This window comes from Kocuria dechangensis (assembly GCF_014636775.1).
GTDB lineage: Bacteria > Actinomycetota > Actinomycetes > Actinomycetales > Micrococcaceae > Kocuria > Kocuria dechangensis.
The window spans coordinates 36,190-59,470 of record NZ_BMEQ01000008.1; the positions used below are offsets into that span (position 1 = coordinate 36,190).

A 23,281-nucleotide genomic window follows, 5' to 3' on the forward strand; every position below is an offset into this window, starting at 1 on the left:
TGCCGGTGGAGGAGAATCCAGAACATGTTCGGTCGCAAGAAGAAGCAGCAGGCGCAGGACGCAGCCCCCGAGGCGCAGGAGGCCGTGCCCACCACGGAGGAGGCGGCGGCGCAGGCGCGGCAGGAGCCGCAGGGCCCCCTCGACGTCTCCCAGATCGAGAGCCGCGACGGCTACCTCGACCTCGGCTCGGTGCTCGTCCGGCCCCGGGCGGGCCTGGCCGTGCGGCTCGAGGTCGACGACCGCACCCAGCGCCCCCGCTCGGTGACCCTCGACCTGGACGGCGGCTCCGTCCAGGTCCAGGCGTTCGCCGCGCCCCGGTCCGAGGGGCTGTGGGACGAGGTCCGCCGCGAGCTCGTCGAGTCGCTGCGCACCAGCAACGGGGAGCCCACCCTCGAGGAGGGGCCCTTCGGGCTGCAGGTGCTCACCCGCTTCCCGGCCACCGCCTCCGACGGCACCCGTGGCTTCCGGCTGGCCCGCTTCGTGGGCGTCGACGGCCCGCGCTGGTTCGTGCGGGCGGTGTTCACGGGCACCGCGGCCGTGGCCGCCGAGTCCACCGCCCTCGAGGAGGTGGTGCGGGAGCTGGTCGTCGTGCGCGGGGACCGCCCCATGCCCCCGCGGGAGCTGCTGCCGCTGACGGTCCCCGAGAACGCGGTGCGCGAGCCCGACGACGAGGACGAGGACGAGGAGCCGCAGCCCCAGGACATCGCCCCCGTGGCCCCGCCCCGGCGCGGCCCGGAGATCACGGAGATCGGCTGAGCCGTGACGACGACATGGACGACGACGTGGACCCGGAAGCACTCGACCCGGCCGGCCACGGGCGCCATCGACACGGTCACGGAGCCGCCCGTCAGCGCGGGGGACCTCGACCCGTCCCGCCCGGCCCCCGGCGGCCGCCGCCGGCTGATGGCCAGCGGCCTGGTGACCGAGGTCACCGTCCCGCCGGTGACGGGCGTGCAGAGCTTCTCCGCGCTGCTCGTGCCCGACTGCGTGCTCGAGCAGCCGGCGCCGCAGGGCGCTCCCGACGGGGCGGGCCCCCGGTCGCTGCGGCTCGTGTGGCAGGGCCAGCGCAGCGTGCCGGGCGTCACCGCCGGCTCCCGGCTGCGCTGCGTGGGCGTGGTGAGCTTCCGGGACGGTCAGCCCACGATGTTCAACCCCCGCTACGAGATCGTCGCCAAGCAGGTCAGCAGATGAGGCAGGTCACCGGATGACGGACCCCCGCGAGCCCGAGGAGAGCCCCGGCCCCGCCCGGCGCGGCGGGGACGTCGAGCGCTCGATGGCGGCCTACGCCGAGCGCTCCGGCATGCGCCGCAAGGACAACGGCCAGCTCGACGTCCTGCACGCCGTCGGCGGCTGGCGCGGCCTGGCGGAGACGATCCTGCCCGGGCTCGTCTTCCTGGTCGTCCTGTTCGTGGGCGGCGCCCTCGGCACGGCGCTCGGCGCCTCGCTCGGCACCGCCGCAGTGTTCACCGTCCTGCGGCTGGCGCAGCGCCAGTCCCTCGTCCAGGCCGTCTCCGGCCTGGTCGGGGTCGGGGTGTGCGCGCTCTTCGCCCGGGCCACCGGCGAGGCCCTGGACTACTACGTCCCCGGGTTCTGGATCAACGCCGCCTCGTTCGTGGGCCTGGGGGTGTCCCTGGTGGCCGGCTGGCCGCTGCTGGGCGTCTTCTACGGCTTCATCCGGGGCGAGGGCACCGAGTGGCGCGCTGTCCCGGTCCGGCGCCGCGCCTACCGGGTGGCCACGCTCATGCTCATGGCGATGTTCGCGGCCCGCCTGCTCGTGCAGCTCCCGCTGTACTTCGCCGAGAACGTCACGGGCCTGGGCGTCGCCCGGCTGGCGATGGGCGTCCCCCTCTACGCGCTGACCCTCTGGCTGGCGTGGCTGGTGTCCCGGCCCCCGGAGCAGATCGCCGCCGAGGAGCAGGACGGCGTCTGAGCCCGCCGGCGCTCAGGCGCGCTCCGGCTCCTGGGGGTCCGCGGTCGTGAACATCGCCCGCAGCTGGGACTCGCCCTCGGCGCTCGAGATGAAGAACAGCTGGTCGGCGCCCTCGAGGACGTCGTCGCCGGAGGGGCTGATGGGCACCCCGTCGCGCAGGATGGCCACGAGGGTGACCTCCGGCGGCCACGGGACCTGGGAGACCATCGTGGCGACCACCGGGTGCTCGTGGGGGACGGTGTAGGCCGCCAGGGTCGCGCCGCCGGTCTGCAGCGTCAGCAGCCGCACCACGTCGCCGACCTCGACGGCCTCCTCCACGAGCGCCGTCATCAGCCGCGGTGTGGAGACCGCGACGTCCACGCCCCACGCGTCGTCGAAGAGCCACTCGTTCTTCGGGTTGTTCACGCGCCCCACGGTGCGGGGGACGCCGAACTCGCTGCGCGCCAGGAGGGAGACCACGAGGTTCGCCTTGTCGTCCCCGGTGGCGGCGACGACGACGTCCGTCTCCTCCAGCCCGCCCTCCCGCAGCGTGGAGAGCTCGCACGCGTCGCCGATGATCCACTGGGCGCCGCGCAGGTCCGACCGCCCGATCACCTCCGGCTTCTCGTCGAAGATCACCACCTCGTGGCGGTGGGAGAGCAGCTCCCGGGCGATCGAGGCGCCCACGGCGCCGGCGCCCACGATGACCACGCGCATCAGTTCCCTCCGGAGTAGCGGTCGTCGCCGGTGCTGCCGTCGGCGTCCCGGCGCAGCGAGTTGGCGAGGTCCAGGACGTCGGGCGTCGGGGGCCTGGACAGGACGCGGGTGACGGCCTCGACGTCGTCGGTGCGCATCATGGCGTGCACCACGTCGCCCTGCTGGTAGCTGGTGTCCGGGCCGGGGAGGATCCCCTCGCCGAACCGGGTGACGAACGCGATGCGCACCCCGGCGGCCTCCTCGATCGCGTCCAGGTGCAGCCCCGACCACGAGTCGTCCAGGGAGAGCTCGCCGAGCTGCAGCCGCCCCGAGGCCTCCCGGAAGTCGCCGGTGATCGCCTGCTCGGGCAGGATCCGGCGCAGCGCCTGGTCCGCGCTCCAGCGCACGGCCGCGACCGTGGGGATGCCCAGGCGCTGGTAGAACTCGGCGCGGGAGGGGTCGTAGATGCGGGCCACCACGCGGCGGACCTTGAACGTCTCGCGCGCGACGCGGGCGGCGATGATGTTGGAGTTGTCCCCGCTGGAGACCGCCGCGAAGGCGTAGGCCTCCTCGATCCCGGCCCGGCGCAGCACCTCCCGGTCGAAGCCGAGGCCGGTGACCTTCTTGCCCCCGAAGGAGGTGCGCAGCCGGCGGAAGGCCCGGTCGTCCTGGTCGATGACCGCGACGGTGTGCCCGGAGTCCTCGAGGGTGTGGGCGATCATCACGCCGACCCGCCCGACTCCCATGATCACGAAATGCGCCATGCCCTCCAGCCTAGGCCACCCCGCCGGGGCGTCCCGGCCGGGGACGCCCGCGGCCGCCGGACGCGTGCCGGTGGGGGTCAGGGCCGGCGCGGCACCTCCTGCCGGCCGGTGCGGAGGACGAAGCCGGTGATCCGGGCCCACATGGCGGGCGCGTTGGAGTACATGGGGAAGTGCGCGCTGTGGGGGATCTCGGCCAGCTCCACGCCGTTCTCAGCCAGGTGCCCCAGGTAGGACAGGGTGTCGTTCTGCTCCCCGTACATGAACATCCTCGGGAAGGGGAGGCCGAGGAAGCGGTCCATGAGGCCGCCGTGGTCGGAGAGCTCCACCATGGACTCGAAGATGGGCCGCACCGCCCCGGCCCGGACCTTGTGCGGCAGGCCCGCGGCGTACTGGGCACTGGACCAGTAGGGAGAGGCCCAGACGCGGGTCCGGAACTCGTCGATGAAGCCCTGCGGGTCCGGGTGGTGGTGGCTGATGATCTGGTGGCTGATGATCTGGCGGCTGAGGAAGCAGTCCTCCGGCGCCACGTTGCCCTCGATGTCGACGAAGCCGACCACCCGGGACGGGTCCTGGTCCGCGAGCACCAGGGCGGTGAGCCCGCCCATGGAGTGGCCGACGACGTGGAACCGCTCGATGCCCTTCGCCCGCAGGACGGCCCGGGCGACCTCGACCAGGAACGGGACCGAGATCGCGGTGAGGTCCGAGCAGGTCGTGGCCCCGCAGCCGGGGGCGTCCCAGGCCAGGACCGGCCGGTCGGCCAGCTCGGCCTGCTGGACGACGTCGGCGTAGTCCTCCTTGGTGGACCCGAAGCCGTGCAGGAACACCAGCGGGACGCCGGTGCCCTCCCGGTGCATGCCGGCGATCTCGAGGCGGGTGCCCCCGATGGTGAGCGGAAGGGTGAACTGGTGGAGCTCGTTGACGGGTCGGTTGCTCATGCCGGGTTCACTCCAGTCCGTAGAGCTCGAGGGTCGTGGCCCCGGAGCCCAGCGCCGCAAGGATGTGCTGCTCCTCGGCGATCCGCTCGTCGGCCTGCTCCAGGACCGCGTCGACGCGGTGCCGGGGGACGACCACGACGCCGTCGGCGTCGCCGACGACCAGGTCGCCCGTGGCCACGGGGACGCCCCCGACGTGGATCGGCACCCCGAGGGCGCCGGCGAAGAGCGTGCGGGTGCCGCGGACGGAGCTGCCGCGGGAGAACACCGGGAACCCGAGGGCGCGCATCTCCTCGACGTCGCGGACCCCGCCGTCGACGACGAGCCCGGCGAGGCCACGGTGCCGGGCGGCGACGGCCAGGACCTCGCCCCAGTGCCCGAAGGGTGCGCCGCCGAGGTCGGCGACCAGGACGTGACCGGCCGGTGCGGCGGCCACCGCGTGGTGCAGCGCGGGGTTGTCCCCACCGGCCCCCTGCACGGTGTAGGCCGGTGCGGCGATCCGGGCCCCGGGCCAGGCGGCGCGGACGGCCGGGTCCACGGCGATGTCGGCCTCGAGGCAGGAGGGCGTTGCGCCCGGGGCACGCCGCCGGCTCTCGGCCTGGGCGGCCTCGTAGAGGGTGGCGCTGGAGTGGCCGCGGGTGTCGAGCCGGACCGGCCGGGTGGTGCCTGTCGTGGCGGTCATCGGGTGGCCTCCTGGGCTGCGCTGGTGCGGGCTGCGGTGGTGCGGGCGGTCTGCAGGGCGTGGTAGCCGTGGGCGGCGCGGGCTTCGGTCAGGGTCAGGCCGGAGCGCACCGCGGCCACGATCGCGTCCTCCGCGGCGTCGATCCGGGCGGCGAGGTCGGCGACCTCTCCGGCACGGTCGGCCGGCACCACCACGACGCCGTCCTCGTCGCCGCACACCAGGTCACCGGGACGGATCGTGACGCCGTCGACGGTCAGCGGCTGCTGCACGGCGGCGACCCGGACCCGGTCCTTGCCGGTGCGCATGAAGCGCCCGGAGCTCCACATCGGATAGCCGGTCGCCAGGATGGTCTCCACGTCCCGGCACACCCCGTGGACGACGGTGTAGGCCGGGCCGCACGCCCGCAGGCCGGGGCGCAGCGGCCCGATCCCGTGCAGGGACCCGGGCAGGGCGAGCCGGTCCAGGGCGTCGGAGACCGCCGCGGTGGGCAGGGCCGCGAGGACCTCCGCGGGGGAGCGCCCGGTGGTCGTGGCGCTCGTCGAGCCGCCTCCCCGGGGCGGCCGGGGGACGCGGTGCCGGCCAGCCGGGCGTCGTGCACGGCCCGGTCGACGGCCGCCCCGGCGCGGAGGTCGGCGGCGACGGCGGCCTCCCGCGCCAGGATCTGCTCGGCCCGCTCGAGCACCTGCTCGGCACGGGCGCGGGGGACGAACGCGACCCCGGAGCCGTCGGCGACCACCAGGTCGCCCTCCTCGACCTCCACGCCGGCCACCGTGACGGTGCCCCCGACGGCCCTCTGCCGCAGCCTGCCGCGGGCCGTGCGCGGGGTCGTCCCGCGGGCGAAGACGGGGAAGCCGTACTCCTCGGCCTCGGCGACGTCGCGGCACGCCCCGTCGGCGATCACACCGGCGATCCCGCGCCGGACGCTGCCCAGGGAGAGCAGCCCGCCCCAGCACGAGACGTCGGTGCGCCCGTCGTTGGCCACGACCACCACGTCGCCGGGGGCGGCCGCGGCGACGGCGGCGGTGGCGATGTGGGGGCTCGGGGCGTCCCCGGGATCCGGCTCGAGGGCCACCGTGCGCACCACGCCGCTGATGCGGGGTGCGCTCCACTGGGCCCGCAGTCCCCCGGTGCCGGGGGAGAGGCCGAGGGAGTCCAGGGCGTCGCTGACCGCGGGGGGTCCAGCCGCGCCAGCCGTCGGAGAAGGTCGTTGCTCGTCATGCCTCCATTGGACCCGGTCGCGGCTGTAGATTGAAGGTCCGAATCGGACCGACAGTGAGAGGCCTGGTGAATCAATGGTCGAGGTGCGCGAGGCCCGCTACTTCATCGCCGTGGCCGAGGAGCTGCACTTCGGGCGGGCCGCCGAGCGGCTGCACATGTCCCAGCCCCCGCTGTCCCAGGCCATCAAGGGCCTCGAGCACCGCCTCGGCGTCGTCCTGCTGCACCGCAGCACGCGCGAGGTGCGGCTGACCGCCGTCGGGGCCGTCTTCCTCGACCAGTGCCGGATGCTCGTGGGCGCGTCCACCGCCGCGGAGGCCGCCGCGCGGCACGCCGCCGACGGACAGGCCGGCGAGCTGCGCATCGGGGCGGTGACCTCCGCCTTCAACGACCCGCTCCCGGGCGCCCTGTCCCTCTTCCGGCGCGGCCACCCCCGCGTCGAGATCCAGGTCGAGGAGGTCGACACGCACATGGCCGTCCGGATGCTGCGCCGCCGCGAGCTCGACGTGGCCCTGGTGCGCCAGCTCGCCACGCCCCCGGACTGCCGGCGGGCGATCCTGCGCAGCGAGCAGTTCGTCCTGGCCGTCTCCGCCGACTGGGCCGGCACCCCGCTGGCCCCGCACGACCTCGGGTCGGCGGCCGAGCTGCCCTGGATCTGGCTGCCGCGCCACATCTCCCCGGACTACCACGACCAGGTCGTCGCCTCCTGCCGGGCGGCCGGCTTCGCCCCGGAGGCCCGCCACACCGCCCACTCCATCACCAGCCAGCTGGCCATGGTGGCCTGCGGTCTCGGCGTCGCGCTGGTCCCCGAGAGCGCGGCCCCCCGGCCCGGCTCACCGGACAGCCGGAGCACGCACGTGGTGGCCCTCGACCGGACGCCCACCATCGACCTCGCCGCCGTCTGGCGCCGCGACACGACGCCGCTCGTCGACGACTTCCTCACCAGTGTCCGGGCCGCGATCGAGCGGTGAGGCGGCCGCCTCCTCCGGCCCCGGGCCCGAGGGGAGCATGGGTGAGGAGGATGACGGCGCAGATCACGCCCCAGGTCCCGGTGGCGCGGCGGACAACCGGGCCGGGACGGACTACCGTGGGGAGCCGTGCAGAGCATTCCCCGGGCGGTGCGGCGAGCAGTCGTCGGCAAGCCCATCCACAACGAGCGGCTCAACGACGCCGTGCTCCCCAAGCGCACGGCCCTGCCCGTGTTCTCGGCGGACGCGCTGTCGTCGGTCGCCTACGCCCCGGACGAGATCATCCTCACGCTCGCGCTCGCGGGCACGACGGCGGTCGCGATCTCCCCGTGGGTCGGACTGGCCGTGCTCGTGGTGCTCGGGGTGGTCATCGCCGCCTACCGGCAGAACGTCCGCGCCTACCCCTCCGGGGGCGGGGACTACGAGATCGCCTCCAAGAACCTGGGCCGCACCGCCGGCGTGGGCGTCGGGGCCGCGCTGATGGCCGACTACGCGCTCGTCGTCGCGGTGTCCATGGCCACCGCCGCCCAGTACGTCACGGCGGCGCTGCCGGCCCTCGCCGACCGGCGCGTGGTGCTCGCGGTGGCGGGGATCCTGGTCGTGGGCCTGCTCAACCTGCGCGGGCTCGCGTTCATGGGCCGGGCCGCGGCCGTGCCCACATACTTCTTCCTGGTGGTCCTCGCCGCCCTCATCCTCGTGGGACTGGGCCTGGACGTCGCCGGGAGCCTGGACGAGGCCCCCAGCGCCGGGTACGAGGTGCTGCCCGCCGCCGGCTTCGACGCCGGCCTCGCGGGCCTGGCCGGGGCCCTGCTGGTGCTGCGCGCCTTCTCCTCCGGCGCGGTGGCGCTCACCGGCGTGGAGACCATCACCAACTCCGTGCCCTACTTCCGCAAGCCCCGCGCCGCCAACGCGGCGGCCACCCTCGGGGTGCTGGGCGCGCTCTCCGCGGCCCTGCTGGCCGGGGTCATGTACCTGGCGGACCGCACCGACGTCGTCGTGGTCGGCGACCCCGACGAGCAGCTGCTCATCGACGGCCGCCACCCGGCGGCCGACTTCTTCCAGGACCCCGTCCTGGGCCAGCTCGCCAAGACGGTCTTCGGCACCGACTCGCTGTGGTTCTACGTGCTCGTGGCCGCCACCGTGGGCGTGCTCGTGCTCGCCGCCAACACCGCCTTCTCGGGCTTCCCCACGCTGGCCTCCCGGCTGGCCCGCGACGCGTTCCTGCCCCGGCAGCTGCAGGCCCGGGGGGACCGGTACGCGTTCACCAACGGCATCCTCCTGCTGCTGCTCGTCGCCGTGGTCCTCACCGTCGCGTTCGGGGCCAACGTCAACCGGCTCATCCAGCTCTACATCGTGGGCGTGTTCGTCTCCTTCACCCTCACCCAGGCCGGGATGGTCCGGCACTGGGCCCGGGTGCGGCGGATGCACCGCCGCCCCGGCGCCGGGCGCGAGCTCTTCGCGCGCCGGGCCGTCGCCGCCGTGGCGCTCGTGCTGTGCGCCGCGGTGCTCGTGGTGGTGCTCGTGACCAAGCTGACCCAGGGCGCGTGGATCACCATCGTGGCCATCGGCGTGCTCAGCGCCGTCATGTGGGGGATCCGCCGGCACTACGACGCCGTCGACGCCGAGCTCGCCCTGGAGCCCGACTCCCCGGTGCGGGCCCTGCCCTCCCGCGTGCACGCGATCATCTACGTCTCCTCGGTGCGCAAGCCGCTCATGCGGGCCCTCGCCTACGCCCGGGCCTCCCGCCCCTCCACGCTCGAGGCCGTGGTCGTGGACACCAACGCCGCCGCGACCCGGCGGATCCTCGACGAGTGGCAGCGGCTGGAGATCCCCGTCCCGGTGACCGTCCTGCACTCCCCGTACCGCGACACCATCGGGCCCGTCGTCGACCACGTGCGCTCGGTGCGCCGCAAGTCCCCCCGGGACCTCGTCGTCGTCTACCTCCCCGAGTACGTCGTGCGCCGGCGCTGGGAGCGCCTGCTGCACAACCAGGCGATCCGCCCCCTGCGGGCCCGGCTCCACCAGGAGCGCGGGGTCATGACCGCCTCCGTGCCCTGGCACCTCGCCTCCGCCGCCGGGCACGACGTGGGCCCCGAGTCCGCCACCGCCTACCGGCCCGCCGCCCCCGACCAGAGAGCGCCCCGACCGTGAACCCTGCCCCCCTCCCCGCTCCCGCCCCCGGGACCCCCGGCCCGGACACGGCCCCGCCCGCCGAGCTGGAGCTGCGCCTGGGACCGATCGCGCACGGCGGGCACACCGTCGCCCGCACCGCCGAGGGCCGCGTCGTGTTCGTCCGCCACGGCCTGCCCGGCGAGCTCGTGCGCGTGCGCCTCACCGAGGCCGGCCCCGAGGCGCGCTTCTGGCGCGGCGACGTGGTCGGCGTCCTGGAGGCCGACCCGCAGCGCCGCGCCGAGCACGTGTGGGCCCTCGCGGACCCGCTGCTGACGTGGGCGCGCGGCGAGGCCCCTGTGGGCGGGGCCGAGTTCGGCCACGCCGAGCTGCCCGCCCAGCGCGCCCTCAAGGCCGCGGTGGTCGCCGAGCAGCTCTCCCGCCTCGCCGGGCTCGAGACGGTCGTCGAGGTGGAGCCGATGCCGGGGGAGGACCCCCTGGGGCGGGGCTGGCGGACCCGCGTCCACTTCGCCGTCGACGCCGCCGGGCGGATCGGCATGCACCCGCACCGCAGCGCCGCCGTCGTCCCGGTGGACCGCTTCCCCCTCGTGCTGCCGGCCGTCGACGAGCTGCGCCTGGCGGAGCTGGACCTGACCGGCGCGGAGCGCGTCGACGTCGCGGCCCCCGCGGACGGCAGCACCCCGCTCGTGCACCTGAGCCTCGCCCCCGGCGCGGACCGTGACCGGCTGCGCCGCGAGCTGGCCCGGCTCACGGCCCGGCGGGAGGTCTCGGTCACCGCCCGCGCCGAGGACGAGCGGCAGGCGCAGGCGTGGGCGGGCCGCCCCGCCGTCGTCGAGCACGCGGGCCCCCACCGCTGGGAGGTCTCCGCCGAGGGCTTCTGGCAGATCCACCGCGCCGCCCCGGAGCTGCTGCACCGGGCCGTGCCCGACGCCGCCGGCGCCGGGCCGGGCGAGCACGCCCTGGACCTCTACGCCGGGGCGGGGCTGTTCACGGCCGCGTTCGCGGACGCCGTGGGGGAGGCCGGGTCCGTCGTGGCCGTCGAGGGGTCCCCGGTCACCAGCGCCGACGCCCGGCGCACCTTCGCGGACCGCCCGCAGGTGCGTGTCGAGCGGGGCAGCGTCGACAAGGTCCTGGCGCGGCTGTGGCCGCAGGCCGCGGCGCCGTCCCGAGGCCGCCGCCCCTCCCGGGGCCGGAGCGCGTCCCGGGACCGGGGCGCGTCCCGCCCGGACGTCGTCGTCCTCGACCCGCCGCGGGCGGGGGCGGGCCGGACGGTCGTGGACCAGCTCGTGGCGCTGGCCCCGCGCCGGATCGCCTACCTCGCGTGCGATCCCGCGACGCTGGCCCGCGACCTCGGGCGGTTCCGCCGCGCTGGGTGGCACGTGCGGTCCGTGCGGGCCTTCGACATGTACCCCAACACCCACCACGTGGAAACCCTGGCCGTGCTGGAGCCCTGACGGGCGCCGTCGTGTGTCGGGCCCCGGCGGCGTCCTCCGAGGTCGTGCGGCTCACACGGGCTACACTGACGGGTGACTGTTCGCGGAGGAACATCCGGGCACCCCGGACCCTTGCGCGGACGTTTCCCAGACGGTGGCGAGAAGGAGTTCCACGCACATGAGCACAGTGGACAGCTTCGGAGCCAAGGGCGTCCTCGACGTCGACGGCACCGAATACGAGATTTTCCGACTGAACACGCTGGAGGGCGCGCAGAAGCTCCCGTACAGCCTGAAGGTTCTGCTCGAGAACCTGTTGCGCACCGAGGACGGCGCCAACATCACCTCCGAGCACATCAACGCCCTGGCGAACTGGGACCCGACCGCTGAGCCCAGCATCGAGATCCAGTTCACCCCCGGCCGCGTCATCATGCAGGACTTCACCGGCGTGCCCTGCATCGTGGACCTCGCCACCATGCGCGAGGCCATCGCCGACCTCGGCGGCGACCCCGCCCGCGTGAACCCGCTGGCCCCGGCCGAGCTCGTGATCGACCACTCGGTCCAGATCGACTCGTTCGGCACCACGGACTCCATCGGCATCAACATGGACATCGAGTACCAGCGCAACGGCGAGCGGTACCAGTTCCTGCGCTGGGGCCAGACCGCGTTCGACGACTTCAAGGTCGTGCCCCCGGGCATGGGCATCGTGCACCAGGTCAACATCGAGAACCTGGCCCGCGTCGTCATGACCCGCGAGGTCGACGGCGTGCTGCGCGCGTACCCCGACACCTGCGTCGGCACCGACTCCCACACCACCATGGAGAACGGCATCGGCGTGCTCGGCTGGGGCGTGGGCGGCATCGAGGCGGAGGCCGCGATGCTGGGCCAGCCGATCTCCATGCTCATCCCGCGCGTGGTGGGCTTCAAGCTCACCGGCCAGATCCCGGCCGGCGCCACCGCCACCGACGTGGTGCTGACCATCACCGAGATGCTGCGCGCGCACGGCGTCGTCGGCAAGTTCGTGGAGTTCTACGGCGAGGGCGTCGGCGCGGTGCCGCTGGCCAACCGTGCCACCATCGGCAACATGAGCCCCGAGTTCGGCTCCACCGCGGCGATCTTCCCGATCGACGAGGTCACCCTGGACTACCTGCGCCTCACCGGCCGCTCCGCCGAGCAGATCGCGCTCGTCGAGGCGTACGTCAAGGAACAGGGCATGTGGCACGACCCCGCCAAGGAGGTCGCCTACTCGGAGTACCTCGAGCTGGACCTCTCCACCGTGGTCCCCTCGATCTCCGGCCCGAAGCGCCCGCAGGACCGCATCTCGCTCTCCGAGGCGAAGTCCCAGTTCCACGAGGACCTGAAGAACTACGCCACGCACGTCGACGACAACGCCTCCGGCACCACCGTCGACGACGCCTCGGCCCAGTCCTTCCCGGCCTCCGACGCGCCGGGCTACACCCCCGAGGACCACCAGTCCGAGGTGGACAAGCCGCGCGAGCACCACGCCTACGCCGAGAACAACCGCCCGACCAAGCTGGTCCCCGTGACCATGCCCGACGGCCGCGAGTTCGAGCTCGACCACGGCGCCGTGTCGATCGCCTCGATCACCTCGTGCACCAACACCTCCAACCCGTCGGTGATGATGGCCGCGGCCGTGCTGGCCCGCAACGCCGTCGAGAAGGGGCTCAAGGCGAAGCCGTGGGTCAAGACCTCGATCGCCCCGGGCTCGAAGGTCGTCACCGACTACTACGAGAAGTCCGGGCTGGTCCCGGCGCTCGAGGAGCTCGGCTTCTACACCGTCGGCTACGGCTGCACCACCTGCATCGGCAACTCCGGCCCGCTGGAGGAGGAGATCTCCCAGGCGATCCAGGACAACGACCTCGCCGTGACCTCGGTGCTCTCGGGCAACCGCAACTTCGAGGGCCGCATCAACCCGGACGTCAAGATGAACTACCTGGCGTCCCCGCCGCTGGTCATCGCCTACGCCCTGGCCGGGAACATGGACTTCGACTTCGAGACCGAGCCCCTGGGCCAGGACTCGGAGGGCAAGGACGTCTTCCTCAAGGACATCTGGCCGGACCCGTCCGAGGTCCAGAAGATCATCGACGCGTCCATCGACACGGAGATGTTCACCCGCGAGTACAGCACCATCTTCGACGGTGACGAGCGCTGGCAGAACCTGGACACCCCGACCGGCAAGACGTTCGAGTGGAACCCGAAGTCCACCTACGTGCGCAAGCCCCCGTACTTCGAGGGCATGACCATGGAGACGACCCCGGTCGAGGACATCTCGGGCGCCCGGGTGCTGCTGAAGCTGGGCGACTCGGTCACGACCGACCACATCTCCCCGGCGGGCTCCTTCAAGTCCGACACCCCGGCCGGCAAGTACCTCATCGAGAACGGCGTGGAGCGCAAGGACTTCAACTCCTACGGCTCCCGCCGCGGCAACCACGAGGTCATGATCCGCGGCACCTTCGCCAACATCCGGATCAAGAACCAGCTCCTGGACGGGGTCGAGGGCGGCTTCACCCGCGACTTCACCCAGGAGGGGGCCCCGCAGGCCGCCGTGTACGACGCCGCGATGAACTACAAGGAGGCCGGCGTCCCCCTGGTCGTGCTGGGCGGCAAGGAGTACGGCTCCGGGTCCTCGCGCGACTGGGCCGCGAAGGGCACCTCCCTGCTGGGCGTCAAGGCCGTCATCGCCGAGAGCTACGAGCGCATCCACCGCTCGAACCTCATCGGCATGGGGGTCCTGCCGCTGCAGTACCCGGCCGGCGAGTCCGCGAACTCCCTCGGCCTGGACGGCACGGAGATCTTCGACATCCAGGGCGTGACCGGGCTCAACGAGGGCTCCACGCCGAAGACCCTCAAGGTCTTCGCGAAGAAGGCGGACGGCTCCACCGTCGAGTTCGACGCGGTCCTGCGCATCGACACGCCGGGTGAGGCCGACTACTACCGCAACGGCGGCATCCTGCAGTACGTGCTGCGGAACATCGCCAAGTCCTGACCCCAGGGCTTCGGCCGCTGGACGGAGGGGCCCGGTCCGGGAACGGACCGGGCCCCTCCGCGCCGTCCGGGCGTGTCGGGGCGAGCGAGTAGGATCGGGGGGACGTGCCGCGCCGGTGATCCCGGCTGGCGCGGGCCACGACGTCGATGGAGTGCGGGAGGAAGCATGAGCGTGCTGGAGCGGGTGTCCGGCCCGGAGGACCTCGCGGGGCTGTCCCGTGCGGAGCTGGTCGAGCTCGCGGCGGAGATCCGCGACTTCCTCGTCACGCACGTCTCCGCGACCGGCGGGCACCTGGGCCCGAACCTCGGCGTGGTCGAGCTGACCGTCGCCGTGCACCGGGTCTTCGACTCGCCCCGGGACTCGATCGTCTTCGACACCGGCCACCAGTCCTACGTCCACAAGCTGCTCACCGGCCGGAAGGACTTCGGGTCGCTGCGCCAGCAGGGCGGGCTCTCCGGGTACCCGGACCGCGGCGAGTCGGTGCACGACATCGTCGAGTCCTCCCACGCCTCCTCCTCCCTGTCCTGGGCCGACGGCATCTCCCGCGGCTACGCCATGACCGGCCAGGACGACCGCCACACGGTGGCCGTGGTGGGCGACGGCGCCCTCACCGGCGGCATGGCCTGGGAGGCCGTGAACAACATCGCCTCCGACCGGCGGCGCAAGGTCGTCATCGTCGTCAACGACAACGGCCGCTCCTACGCCCCCACCGTCGGGGGCTTCGCCAACCACCTCGCGGAGCTGCAGGCGAGCGTCCAGCAGGGCGTCGACGCCGTGCGCACCGACCGCCGCTACGAGCAGACCCTGGACTCCGTCAAGAACCTCCTGAAGCACTCCGGGCCCCTCGGCGAGATGGTCTACCGCGGCCTGCACGGCATGAAGCAGGGCCTCAAGGACGTCGTGGTCCCGCAGGGCATCTTCGAGGACCTCGGCATGAAGTACCTCGGCCCCGTCGACGGCCACGACCTCGAGGCGGTCGAGCAGGCCCTCTGCAACGCCAAGAACTACGGCGGGCCCGTGATCGTGCACGCCATCACGGAGAAGGGCCACGGCTACGCGCCGGCCATCGCCCACGAGGACGACCAGTTCCACGCGGTGGGCGTCATCGACCCCCTCACCGGGCGCTCCACCGCCACGAGCTCCGAGCGGAGCTGGACCGCGGTGTTCCGCGACGAGATCGCGCGCATCGCCGACGAGCGCCAGGACGTCGTGGGGATCACGGGCGCGATGCTCATCCCGGTGGGCCTGCAGAAGATGCAGGCCGCCCATCCCGACCGCGTGGTCGACGTCGGCATCGCCGAGCAGCACGCGATCGCCATGGCCGCGGGCATGGCCTACGGCGGGCTGCACCCGGTGGTCGCGCTCTACGCCACCTTCCTCAACCGGGGCTTCGACCAGCTGCTCATGGACGTGGCCCTGCACCGGGCCGGCGTCACCGTGGTCCTGGACCGGGCCGGCGTCACCGGCCCGGACGGGCCCAGCCACCACGGCATGTGGGACCTCGCCCTGCTCCAGATCGTGCCCGGGCTCCACCTCGCGGCTCCCCGCGACGAGCCGACGCTGATGGAGGAGCTGCGGGAGGCCGTCGCCGTCGACGACGCCCCCACCGTCATCCGCTACCCCAAGGGCTCCGTGGGCACCCCCGTGCCGGCCGTCGAGCGGCTGGCCGACGGCGTGGACGTCCTCGCCCGCCGCGGCGGGGAGCCCGGGGCGAACGGCGCGCGCCGCGACGTCCTGCTCGTGTCCGTCGGCGCGATGAGCGGGCTCGCCCTCGATGTCGCCGACCGGCTCGAGGCCCACGGCGTCTCCTCGACCGTGGTCGACCCCCGGTGGGTCCTGCCCGTGCCCGGCTCGGTGATCGAGCTCGCGGGCCGGCACCGCATCGTCGTCGTCGTGGAGGACGGCGTGCGCGCCGGGGGGATCGGCTCCCGGATCCGGCAGGAGATGCGCGCCGCCGGCGTCGACACGGCGCTCAACGAGGTGGGCCTGCCCACGGAGTTCCTCGCCCACGGCTCCCGCTCCCAGGTGCTGGAGCGGGTGGGCCTCACCGCCCAGCGGGTCGCCCAGGACACGCTGGCGTCCGTGCTGGGCACCCGCGTCCCCTACGCCCGCCCGGTCGAGGCCGAGGAGCCGGTGGAGGCCCCCGGCGCTCCCCGTCTGCCGGACGCCCGCCGGGCCTGACGCCTCAGCCCAGGATGATCCGCCCGTCCTGCACCATCACGGGGTAGGGCGTGAGCCCGGCCTCCGCCGGGCCCGCGAGCACGTCCCCCGTGGCGAGGTCGAACTGCGAGGAGTGGCAGGGGCAGACGTAGAGCTTCTCCCGCGGGGCGACCATGCACCCCTGGTGCGGGCAGACCGGGGAGAACGCGCTGACCGTGTCCCGGTCCGGGCGTCCGACGACCGCCTGGACGCCCTCCTGGTCCACCTTGACGGCCGAGCCCACGGGGATGTCCTCGACGGCCCCGGCGTCCACGGGCGTGCTGGGCGCCACCGGCTGCGCGGTCCCCGCCTCGTCCTGGCCGCCGCACGCGGTGAGCAGCACGGCGGACCCGGCGCCGGCGGCCCCCAGCAGCCGGCGGCGGGGGAGGGTGGTGGGCCCGGGGATGGGCTCGGACGCGGTCATGGGTGTCCTCTCGACGGGTGGGGTGGTCCTCCGCCAGTCTAGGCGGCGGGGCCGGAGCGTGATCGCTGACAGCGGAGCACGGCGCTCGGGGTGACGGTCGCGTCACGTTCCTCAGTAGGATGACGAACCTCAGTAGGATGACGAGCACACCAGCAGCCCGGCCGGACCGCAGGGCCCGGCCGACGGAAGGACACCACCATGATCAAGCGCCTCATCTTCGCCACCGGGTTCGCGGTCGGCTTCGTGGTCGGATCGGCCTCGGGCCGCAAGAGCTACGAGTCCCTCAAGCAGAACGCCCTGAAGACCTGGCACGACCCGAAGGTCCAGGAGAAGGTCTCCGAGGGCACCGACTGGGTCAAGGCCGAGGTCCCGGTGGTCGGCGAGAAGCTGGCCGGCGGCGCCAAGAAGGCGGCCGGCACCGTCGGCACGAAGGCCGCGGACGCGTCCTCCGCCGTCAAGGAGAAGGTCTCCGGCTCCACCACGGACACGGACAAGGGCACGGCCACCGCCGGGACCGGTGAGAGCGACTACTCCCACCTCGAGACGGCGAAGCCCGTCGTCACCGACAGCCCCGTGAACACGGCCGAGCCGTTCCCCGCCCCGGGCGAGTCCTCGAACTGACCGGGCACCGCGCGCGGCGACCCCGCCGCTGACGGAGACGGGCCCCGGCACCGCGCCGGGGCCCGTCTCCGTGCGCCGTCCCCGGTGCCGGGCTCCGTCCGGGGCCGGGCTCAGGCCGGGGCCGGGCTCAGGCCGCCGGCTCGGCGCCGGCGGGCTCCGGGGCGTCGTGGCCGGCCTGGCGCCCGGCCCGCTTGCGGGCGCGCAGCTCCCGCCACGCGGCCCCGATCACCGGGGCGACCAGCTCGACCTGCCACCGGCGGGCGCCCAGGTCCTGGAGGCGGTCGGCCACGGCCTGGTCGGCCGTGCTGCGGGGCGGCTGCCAGCAGAAGCGGCGCAGGTGCTCCGGGGTGAGGAGGTTCTCGGTGGGCAGCCCGTGGGCCTCGGCCAGGTCGGTCACCGCGGGCTTGAACGCCTTCAGCCGCGCGGCGGCCTCGGGCCGCTTGGCCTCCCACGCCTTCACCGGGGGCAGGGCGTCCGACTTCACGGTGAACGGGACCAGCTCGGTGGCCCGCTGCGCCTCCGCGACCGCCCGCAGCCAGCGGGGCGCCTCACGGGCGGCCAGCCGGCCGTGGAACGCCGGGGTCGCCAGCAGCTGCGGCACCGTCCGCGGCATCGCCTGGGCGGCGGCCACGAGGGCGGCGTCCGGCAGCAGCCGGCCGGGGGAGAGGTCCTTGTGCTGGGCGAGCCGCTCGCGCTCCTCCCACAGGTTGCGCAGGGCGGTGAGCTGGCGGTGGCCCTTGATCTTGTTGATCCCAGACGTCCGGCGCCAGGGGTCCTGGCGCGCGGGGGCGGGCGGCGCGGTGCGCACGGCCTCGAACTCCTCCAGGGCCCACTCGAGCTTGCCCTTCTCCCGCAGCAGGTCCTCCATGGCGTAGCGCAGCTGGATCAGCATCTCGACGTCGAGGGCGGCGTAGTTGAGCCAGTCCCGGGGCAGCGGCCGCTTGGACCAGTCCACGGCGGAGTGCTCCTTGGCCAGGGTGTAGCCGAGCAGCTCCTCGGTCTCCGCGGCCAGGCCCACCCGCCGCAGCCCGGCGATGCGCCCGCCCAGCTCGGTGTCGAACAGCGCGTCCGGGTGCATGTCCAGGGCGCGCAGGGAGGGCAGGTCCTGGGTGGCGGCGTGCAGCACCCACTCCACGCCGGAGAGGGCCTCGCCGAGGACCGCCAGGGAGCCCGTGGCCTCGGGGTCGATCAGGATCGTGCCCACGCCCTCGCGGCGCAGCTGGACGAGGAAGGCACGCTGCCCGTACCGGAAGCCGGAGGCCCGCTCGGTGTCGATCGCGGCGGGGCCCGTGCCCCGGGCCACCACGGCGGCGGCCCGCTCGAGCCCGTCCACGGTGTCGATGACGGGCGGGATCCCGTCGAACGGGGCGGCCAGGTGGACGCTGTCGGGGATCTCGTAGTCCTCGAACCCTTCGACCACGGGGGTCGGGGTCTCCGGGGACTCGGATCGTCGGTCGGCTGGGGTGGTCAAGGAGAGTCTTCGATTCTGTGTCGGCCCCGGCGGGGCGCGGTCGGTTCGGTGGTCAGCGGCGGGGGTGCAGGACGGTGACGCCCGGCGGGTACGGCGGCAGCCCGGCGAACGTGCACACCGTGTCGGCCCAGGCCGCCAGGTGCGGTTCCACGTCGGGCCCGTCGGGCGTCCAGGAGGCCCGCAGCTCGACGTCCGCCCCCTCCACCTGGTCGCCCAGGACGCCGAAGCCCTCGGCGAGGACGCGGGACGCGGTGCCGCCCTCACGAGAATATCCGGCCCGGTGGCGCTCCAGCGCCTCCAGCAGCCAGGTCCACACGATCTCGCCCGCCATGTCGTCGCAGCCGATCTCCCGTTCGACGGCGGCCCGTGCCCAGGTGACCACGCGGAACGCGCCGCCCCAGGCCGGCGGCTCGGCGGGATCGTGCAGGAGCACGAACCGGCCGGTGGCCAGCTCGTCCTCCGCCCCGGCCGAGCCCGCGGGACCGGTCGGGGCGAGCGCCGCGGCCGGGTCGGCCACGAGCGCAGGGCCGGCGGGAAGACCGGCCGGGCGGCGGACCTCGGCGCGCACCGCCACCGCGTAGGGGGCAAGGTGGGCCGGGGCCGGGATCTCCGTCAGCTCGATCCCGTCCCGGTACCGGGCGCGCCGCAGGTGGGCCAGAGCGGCCCTGAAGTCCTGGGGTACCCGTGACAGGTCGTTCACCGCACTCACACTGGCAGGGTAGGCCGAAGCGCGGCCGGTGTGGGCCGTGCCACGCCGCAGGGACGAGGACGTCCTGCCCGGCGGCACCGACCCGCCGCGGGCCGGCGGGCTCAGGACCCGGCGGGCGCCAGCCGGATCGAGACCGAGTTGATGCAGTACCGCAGGTCGGTGGGGGTGGGGAAGCCCTCGCCGCCGAAGACGTGGCCCAGGTGGGAGTCGCAGTTCGCGCAACGGACCTCGATCCGCTCCATCCCCAGGGCGGTGTCCTTGATGTAGCGCACCCGCTCCTCGGCCAGCGGCGCCCAGAAGGAGGGCCAGCCGCAGTGGGCGTCGAACTTGGTCTCGGAGCGGAACAGCTCGGCCCCGCAGGCGCGGCACTGGTAGACGCCCTCGGTCCTGGTGTCCCAGTACTCGCCGGTGAAGGGCCGCTCCGTCCCGGCCTCGCGCAGCACGTGGTACTCCTCCGGGGAGAGGATCGAGCGCCAGTCCTCCTCCGTCCGTGCGGCGGGGGCGGCAGGTGCCGCGGGGCCGGTGGCGCCGGCGGGCTCGGTGGGGTCGGGGCGGTCGGCGGGCTGGGTGGTCTCGCTCATGGGGTCTCCTCGGGTGGTGTCCGTGGTGGTCGCGGCCGGCCCGTGGGACGGGGTCCGCCTGGGGAGGACAACGACGTGCCGGGCCCGGTTATGCCCGTGGCCCGTGGGAGACTGGGTGCCATGCTCCGACGCCTGCTGCTGCCGCCGCCTGCCGCCCCCGTGCCCGCGCCCGCGTCGCAGTGGGCGCGCGGTGCGGTCGTGGGCGCCGGCGTGACCGTCGGCGCGGCGTCGCTGACCTTCGGCCTCTCGAGCGCGGCGGCCGCCTACTTCGCGCGCCAGGTGGTCGTCCCGCCCAAGTACCGTTCGGAGGACCTGCCGATCCTCGGGGTGACCCGCACCGGTGAGGAGGGGGACCCCGCGGCCACGACGCTCGTGCGGCTCCCGGCCACCGTGGACACCACGGTCGCCGGCACCTACAGCCTGCGCTTCGACGCGGGGCGCGGCCACGCCCGGATCGGCGCGATCCGGGCCTACTCCCCGCAGGAGGGGACCGTCACCCGGGTCGTGGAGGAGGTGTACTCGGGGGACCTCCGGAAGGCCTCGCGCGGGTTCTGGTCGGGGACGGTCTACCCGGACCCCGGGGCCGCGGGGCTGCCGTTCGAGGAGGTCGAGATCCCCATCGAGGTGGGGCCGGCCCCGTGCTGGGTGGTCCCCGCCGAGGGCGGGCCGACCCCGGAGGGGGAGCGCCCCCGGGAGCTCCCCGGGCCCTGGGCGGTCATGGTGCACGGCCGCGGCGCCAGCCGGATGGAGGCGGTCCGCGCCGTGCCGGTCGCCCGGGAGCTCGGGCTGACGTCCCTGCTCATCTCCTACCGCAACGACCGGGAGGCCCCGCCCTCGCACGACAACCGGTACGGGCTCGGGTTCACGGAGTGGAAGGACGTGCAGACGGCGATCAGCTACGCGAAGTCGCGCGGGGCCACCCAGATCGTGCTCTTCGGGTGGTCGATGGGCGGGGCGATCGCCCTGCAGACCGCGGACCTGTCCTTCTACCGGGACGACGTCGCGGCGCTCGTGCTCACGGGCCCGGTGGTGGACTGGTACGAGCTGATCGCCCACCACTCCCGCACCCGCCGGATCCCCTCCGGGATCGGGCGGCTGGCCACGAACCTGATCTCGCACCCGGCCGGGCGGATGCTCACGGGCCTCGCCGCGCCGGTGGACCTCAAGGCGCTCGACTGGCTGTCCCGGTCCGAGCACCTGCGCGCGCCCACGCTGATCATGCACTCCGTGGACGACGAGTTCGTCCCGGCGGAGAGCTCCCGCCGGCTCGCGGAGCTGAACCCGCTCGCCGAGTTCGTGCCCTTCGCCCGGGCCCGGCACACCAAGGAGTGGAACGTGGACCCGCGGCGCTGGGAGGACGCCGTGCGGCGCTGGCTGCCGGGACGGCTCGCGCAGGACCGCCTGGTGCGCCGCCCCTCCGGGGAGCGGGCCCGGCAGTCCTGACGCGGCGGCGGCCCGCGGCCCGCGGTGCGGGCGGTGCGGGAGGTGCGTCCGTTCAGGCCTGCAGGGCGGCCGTGCGCCCTCCGGTGAGCCCGAGCAGGTCCTCCGGCGCCAGCTCGAGCTCGAGCCCGCGCCGCCCGCCGGAGACGAGCACCGTGGGCAGCGCCCGCGCGGGGTCGTCCAGCAGGAGGGGCGAGGGCGTCTTCTGGCCGAGCGGGGAGATCCCGCCCACCACGTAGCCGGTGCGCCGCTCCGCGAGCCGGGGGTCGGCCAGGGCCGCGCGCTTCCAGCCCAGCGCCGCGGCGGCCGCGCGCAGGGACAGCCGCGCGGAGACCGGCAGCACCGCCACCGCCCAGTCCCGGTCATGGACCACCAGCAGCGTCTTGAGCACCTGCTCCGGGTCCCGGCCCAGCGCGGCGGCGGCCTCCAGGCCGAAGGACGCCGCCGCGGGGTCGTGCTCGTACTCGTGCAGGGCGTAGGGCACCTCGGCCCGCTCCAGCAGCGCGACGGCCGCCGTCGGGCCGGCGCGGCGCCCGCTCCTGGCCACGAGGTGCTCCCGGGCCGCTCAGGCGGCCTGGAGCTCGCGGACCCGGCGCTTGATCCGGGCGAGCATCGCCGACATCCCGCGCATCCGCAGGGGGGAGACGAGCTGGGTGAGCCCGAAGCGCTCCGGCAGGTCGTCGGGGATCTCCAGGACCTGCCGGGCCGGGAGCCCGTCGAGTCCCTCGTGCAGGATCGAGGCGAAGCCGCGGGTCGTGGGCGCCTCGGCGGGGGCGGAGAAGAACAGCCGCACCGGGGTCTCCGGGCCGGGCTCGGCGCCCTCCTCCCACTCGACGGCCAGGAACAGCGGGGACTGGCACTCGACGACCTGCTCCAGCTCCTCCGGGTGCTCCCCGAGCCGCGCGGGCAGGGCCGGCAGGGAGCGGGAGAACTCGAGCAGCAGCTGCAGCTTGTCCTCCTGCGGCACGGCGGTGAAGTCCTCCACGAGCTCCTCGAGCTGGCCGGGCAGTGCCGCGCTCATCGGGCGGACCCCGGGACCTCGCCGCGCTCCTCGCCCAGGACGATGGGCACCCGCACGGAGTTGCCCCACTCGGTCCAGGAGCCGTCGTAGTTGCGGACCTTGTCGTAGCCGAGGAGGTGCTTCAGCACGAACCAGGTGTGGGAGGAGCGCTCCCCGATGCGGCAGTAGGCGATGATGTCGTCGCCCTCGGACAGCCCGACCTCGTCGCGGTAGATCGCCTCGAGCTCCTCGCGGGACCTGAACCGGCCGTCCTCGGCGGCGGCGCGCGCCCACGGCACGGACGCGGCGGTGGGGATGTGCCCGCCGCGCAGGGTGCCCTCCTGGGGGTACTCGGGCATGTGGGTGCGCTCGCCCGTGTACTCGGGCAGGGAGCGCACGTCGATCAGGGGCTGCTGGCCGAGGTGGGCGAGCACGTCCTCCTTGAAGGCGCGGATCGGGGCGTCGTCGCGCTCGACCACGGGGTAGTCGACGCGCGCGGGCACGACCTTCTCCGTGGACAGCTCGCGGCCCTCGGCGATCCACTTGTCCCGGCCGCCGTTCATCAGCCGCACGTCCGGGTGGCCGAACAGCTCGAAGACCCACAGGGCGTAGGCGGCCCACCAGTTCGACTTGTCGCCGTAGACCACGACCGTGGTGTCGCGGGAGATGCCCTTGCGCGCCATCAGCTCGGCGAACTCGGCGCCGTCCACGTAGTCGCGGGTGTCGGGGCGGTTGAGGTCGGTGTGCCAGTCGATCTTCACGGCGCCGGGGACGTGCCCGGTCTCGTAGAGCAGGACGTCCTCGTCCGACTCGACGACGACGACGCCCGGGTCGCCCAGGTGCTCGGCGACCCACTGGGTCGAGACGAGACGCTCGGGGTGCGCGTACTGCGCGAACTCTTCGTTGTGCTCCACGGCAACGCCCATGGTGGATCCTTCCGGTCGGGGACGGGATGTGGCCCTGGCGGGCCGGTCTCGTCCCAGCGTATCGGGCGGCGGCGGAGCCCGTCCGCCGGGGCCGGCCCCGGCGGGCGCGCGCGGCCCGGATTTCGCCGCGGGCGCAGGAGGCGGGACGGCCAGCCGGTAAAATCGCCGGAGCACCCG

23 protein-coding genes are annotated in these 23,281 nt (G+C 74.3%); 10 read left to right on the top strand and 13 right to left on the bottom strand.

The window, feature by feature from the left end; all coding sequences use genetic code 11:
• Nucleotides 1-24: 24 nt before the first annotated feature.
• Genes IEW07_RS09275 through IEW07_RS09285 form a run of 3 tightly spaced genes read left to right on the top strand, consistent with a single transcriptional unit; the run spans nucleotide 25 to nucleotide 1,930 of the window.
• Nucleotides 25-756, top strand: a complete 732-nt coding sequence (locus tag IEW07_RS09275) for a DUF3710 domain-containing protein (RefSeq protein WP_188536522.1) — start codon at nucleotides 25-27, stop codon at nucleotides 754-756.
• A 3-nt stretch (nucleotides 757-759) separates the two neighbouring features.
• Nucleotides 760-1,191 (top strand): single stranded DNA-binding domain-containing protein, encoded by a 432-nt coding sequence (locus IEW07_RS09280; protein WP_229741702.1) that lies wholly within the window; start codon nucleotides 760-762, stop codon nucleotides 1,189-1,191.
• A 13-nt stretch (nucleotides 1,192-1,204) separates the two neighbouring features.
• A complete protein-coding gene (locus IEW07_RS09285; protein WP_188536524.1) occupies nucleotides 1,205-1,930 on the top strand; it encodes a DUF3159 domain-containing protein in 726 nt (241 codons plus the stop codon).
• Nucleotides 1,931-1,942: 12 nt separating this feature from the next.
• Here the strand turns inward: IEW07_RS09285 and IEW07_RS09290 are convergent, their stop codons facing one another.
• The 6 genes from IEW07_RS09290 to IEW07_RS20955 form a co-directional block, all read right to left on the bottom strand.
• Nucleotides 1,943-2,626 (bottom strand): potassium channel family protein, encoded by a 684-nt coding sequence (locus tag IEW07_RS09290; RefSeq protein ID WP_188536525.1) that lies wholly within the window; start codon nucleotides 2,624-2,626, stop codon nucleotides 1,943-1,945.
• Nucleotides 2,626-3,369, bottom strand: coding sequence for a potassium channel family protein (locus tag IEW07_RS09295; RefSeq protein WP_188536527.1), 744 nt, complete (start codon nucleotides 3,367-3,369; stop codon nucleotides 2,626-2,628). Before IEW07_RS09295 ends, IEW07_RS09290 begins: the two co-directional genes overlap by 1 nt.
• A gap of 77 nt (nucleotides 3,370-3,446) precedes the next feature.
• Nucleotides 3,447-4,304 carry an alpha/beta fold hydrolase gene (locus tag IEW07_RS09300; RefSeq protein WP_188536530.1) on the bottom strand — a complete coding sequence of 286 codons (858 nt, stop codon included), beginning with the start codon at nucleotides 4,302-4,304 and terminating at the stop codon, nucleotides 3,447-3,449.
• A gap of 7 nt (nucleotides 4,305-4,311) precedes the next feature.
• The gene (locus IEW07_RS09305; RefSeq protein WP_188536532.1) at nucleotides 4,312-4,983 is read right to left on the bottom strand and encodes an RraA family protein; all 672 of its coding nucleotides are present in this window, start codon (nucleotides 4,981-4,983) and stop codon (nucleotides 4,312-4,314) included.
• Nucleotides 4,980-5,309 (bottom strand): RraA family protein, encoded by a 330-nt coding sequence (locus IEW07_RS09310; RefSeq protein ID WP_229741704.1) that lies wholly within the window; start codon nucleotides 5,307-5,309, stop codon nucleotides 4,980-4,982. The genes IEW07_RS09305 and IEW07_RS09310 overlap by 4 nt, the downstream gene beginning before the upstream one ends.
• Nucleotides 5,237-6,277, bottom strand: coding sequence for an RraA family protein (locus IEW07_RS20955; protein ID WP_308738223.1), 1,041 nt, complete (start codon nucleotides 6,275-6,277; stop codon nucleotides 5,237-5,239). The genes IEW07_RS09310 and IEW07_RS20955 overlap by 73 nt, the downstream gene beginning before the upstream one ends.
• Between IEW07_RS20955 and IEW07_RS09320 the strand changes: the two genes are divergently transcribed.
• The 5 genes from IEW07_RS09320 to dxs all read left to right on the top strand — a co-directional run bounded on the left by IEW07_RS09320 (nucleotide 6,276) and on the right by dxs (nucleotide 15,914).
• Complete coding sequence (locus IEW07_RS09320) at nucleotides 6,276-7,169, top strand: LysR family transcriptional regulator (RefSeq protein WP_188536534.1); 894 nt, start codon at nucleotides 6,276-6,278, stop codon at nucleotides 7,167-7,169. The genes IEW07_RS20955 and IEW07_RS09320 overlap by 2 nt on opposite strands.
• A gap of 126 nt (nucleotides 7,170-7,295) precedes the next feature.
• Nucleotides 7,296-9,317 (top strand): APC family permease, encoded by a 2,022-nt coding sequence (locus tag IEW07_RS09325; RefSeq protein WP_188536536.1) that lies wholly within the window; start codon nucleotides 7,296-7,298, stop codon nucleotides 9,315-9,317.
• Nucleotides 9,314-10,750 carry a class I SAM-dependent RNA methyltransferase gene (locus IEW07_RS09330; RefSeq protein ID WP_188536538.1) on the top strand — a complete coding sequence of 479 codons (1,437 nt, stop codon included), beginning with the start codon at nucleotides 9,314-9,316 and terminating at the stop codon, nucleotides 10,748-10,750. The genes IEW07_RS09325 and IEW07_RS09330 overlap by 4 nt, the downstream gene beginning before the upstream one ends.
• Before the next feature lie 157 nt (nucleotides 10,751-10,907).
• The gene (locus IEW07_RS09335; protein WP_188536540.1) at nucleotides 10,908-13,733 is read left to right on the top strand and encodes an aconitate hydratase; all 2,826 of its coding nucleotides are present in this window, start codon (nucleotides 10,908-10,910) and stop codon (nucleotides 13,731-13,733) included.
• A gap of 165 nt (nucleotides 13,734-13,898) precedes the next feature.
• Complete coding sequence (gene dxs / locus IEW07_RS09340) at nucleotides 13,899-15,914, top strand: 1-deoxy-D-xylulose-5-phosphate synthase (protein WP_188536542.1); 2,016 nt, start codon at nucleotides 13,899-13,901, stop codon at nucleotides 15,912-15,914.
• Nucleotides 15,915-15,918: 4 nt separating this feature from the next.
• Here the strand turns inward: dxs and IEW07_RS09345 are convergent, their stop codons facing one another.
• The gene (locus tag IEW07_RS09345; RefSeq protein WP_188536544.1) at nucleotides 15,919-16,356 is read right to left on the bottom strand and encodes a Rieske (2Fe-2S) protein; all 438 of its coding nucleotides are present in this window, start codon (nucleotides 16,354-16,356) and stop codon (nucleotides 15,919-15,921) included.
• A gap of 198 nt (nucleotides 16,357-16,554) precedes the next feature.
• On the opposite strand from IEW07_RS09345, the gene IEW07_RS09350 reads away from it, so the two are divergent.
• Entirely contained in the window at nucleotides 16,555-16,977 is a 423-nt protein-coding gene (locus IEW07_RS09350; protein WP_188536546.1) for a hypothetical protein, read from the top strand.
• Nucleotides 16,978-17,104: 127 nt separating this feature from the next.
• Here the strand turns inward: IEW07_RS09350 and IEW07_RS09355 are convergent, their stop codons facing one another.
• The 3 genes from IEW07_RS09355 to msrB all read right to left on the bottom strand — a co-directional run bounded on the left by IEW07_RS09355 (nucleotide 17,105) and on the right by msrB (nucleotide 19,738).
• Nucleotides 17,105-18,448, bottom strand: a complete 1,344-nt coding sequence (locus IEW07_RS09355; protein ID WP_371870224.1) for an HRDC domain-containing protein — start codon at nucleotides 18,446-18,448, stop codon at nucleotides 17,105-17,107.
• Nucleotides 18,449-18,500: 52 nt separating this feature from the next.
• Nucleotides 18,501-19,148 (bottom strand): DUF3000 domain-containing protein, encoded by a 648-nt coding sequence (locus tag IEW07_RS09360; RefSeq protein ID WP_229741705.1) that lies wholly within the window; start codon nucleotides 19,146-19,148, stop codon nucleotides 18,501-18,503.
• 110 nt (nucleotides 19,149-19,258) lie between these two features.
• A complete protein-coding gene (gene msrB / locus IEW07_RS09365) occupies nucleotides 19,259-19,738 on the bottom strand; it encodes a peptide-methionine (R)-S-oxide reductase MsrB (protein ID WP_188536550.1) in 480 nt (159 codons plus the stop codon).
• Between the two features lie 120 nt (nucleotides 19,739-19,858).
• Between msrB and IEW07_RS09370 the strand changes: the two genes are divergently transcribed.
• A complete protein-coding gene (locus tag IEW07_RS09370; protein WP_188536552.1) occupies nucleotides 19,859-21,181 on the top strand; it encodes an alpha/beta hydrolase family protein in 1,323 nt (440 codons plus the stop codon).
• 52 nt (nucleotides 21,182-21,233) lie between these two features.
• Here the strand turns inward: IEW07_RS09370 and ybaK are convergent, their stop codons facing one another.
• From ybaK to IEW07_RS09385, 3 genes are read right to left on the bottom strand one after another with little or no spacing between them, the layout of a single operon-like run.
• Complete coding sequence (gene ybaK, locus IEW07_RS09375) at nucleotides 21,234-21,725, bottom strand: Cys-tRNA(Pro) deacylase (protein WP_188536554.1); 492 nt, start codon at nucleotides 21,723-21,725, stop codon at nucleotides 21,234-21,236.
• An 18-nt stretch (nucleotides 21,726-21,743) separates the two neighbouring features.
• Nucleotides 21,744-22,199 carry a SufE family protein gene (locus IEW07_RS09380; RefSeq protein WP_188536556.1) on the bottom strand — a complete coding sequence of 152 codons (456 nt, stop codon included), beginning with the start codon at nucleotides 22,197-22,199 and terminating at the stop codon, nucleotides 21,744-21,746.
• Entirely contained in the window at nucleotides 22,196-23,104 is a 909-nt protein-coding gene (locus IEW07_RS09385) for a sulfurtransferase (protein ID WP_188536558.1), read from the bottom strand. The genes IEW07_RS09380 and IEW07_RS09385 overlap by 4 nt, the downstream gene beginning before the upstream one ends.
• Nucleotides 23,105-23,281 lie beyond the last annotated feature (177 nt).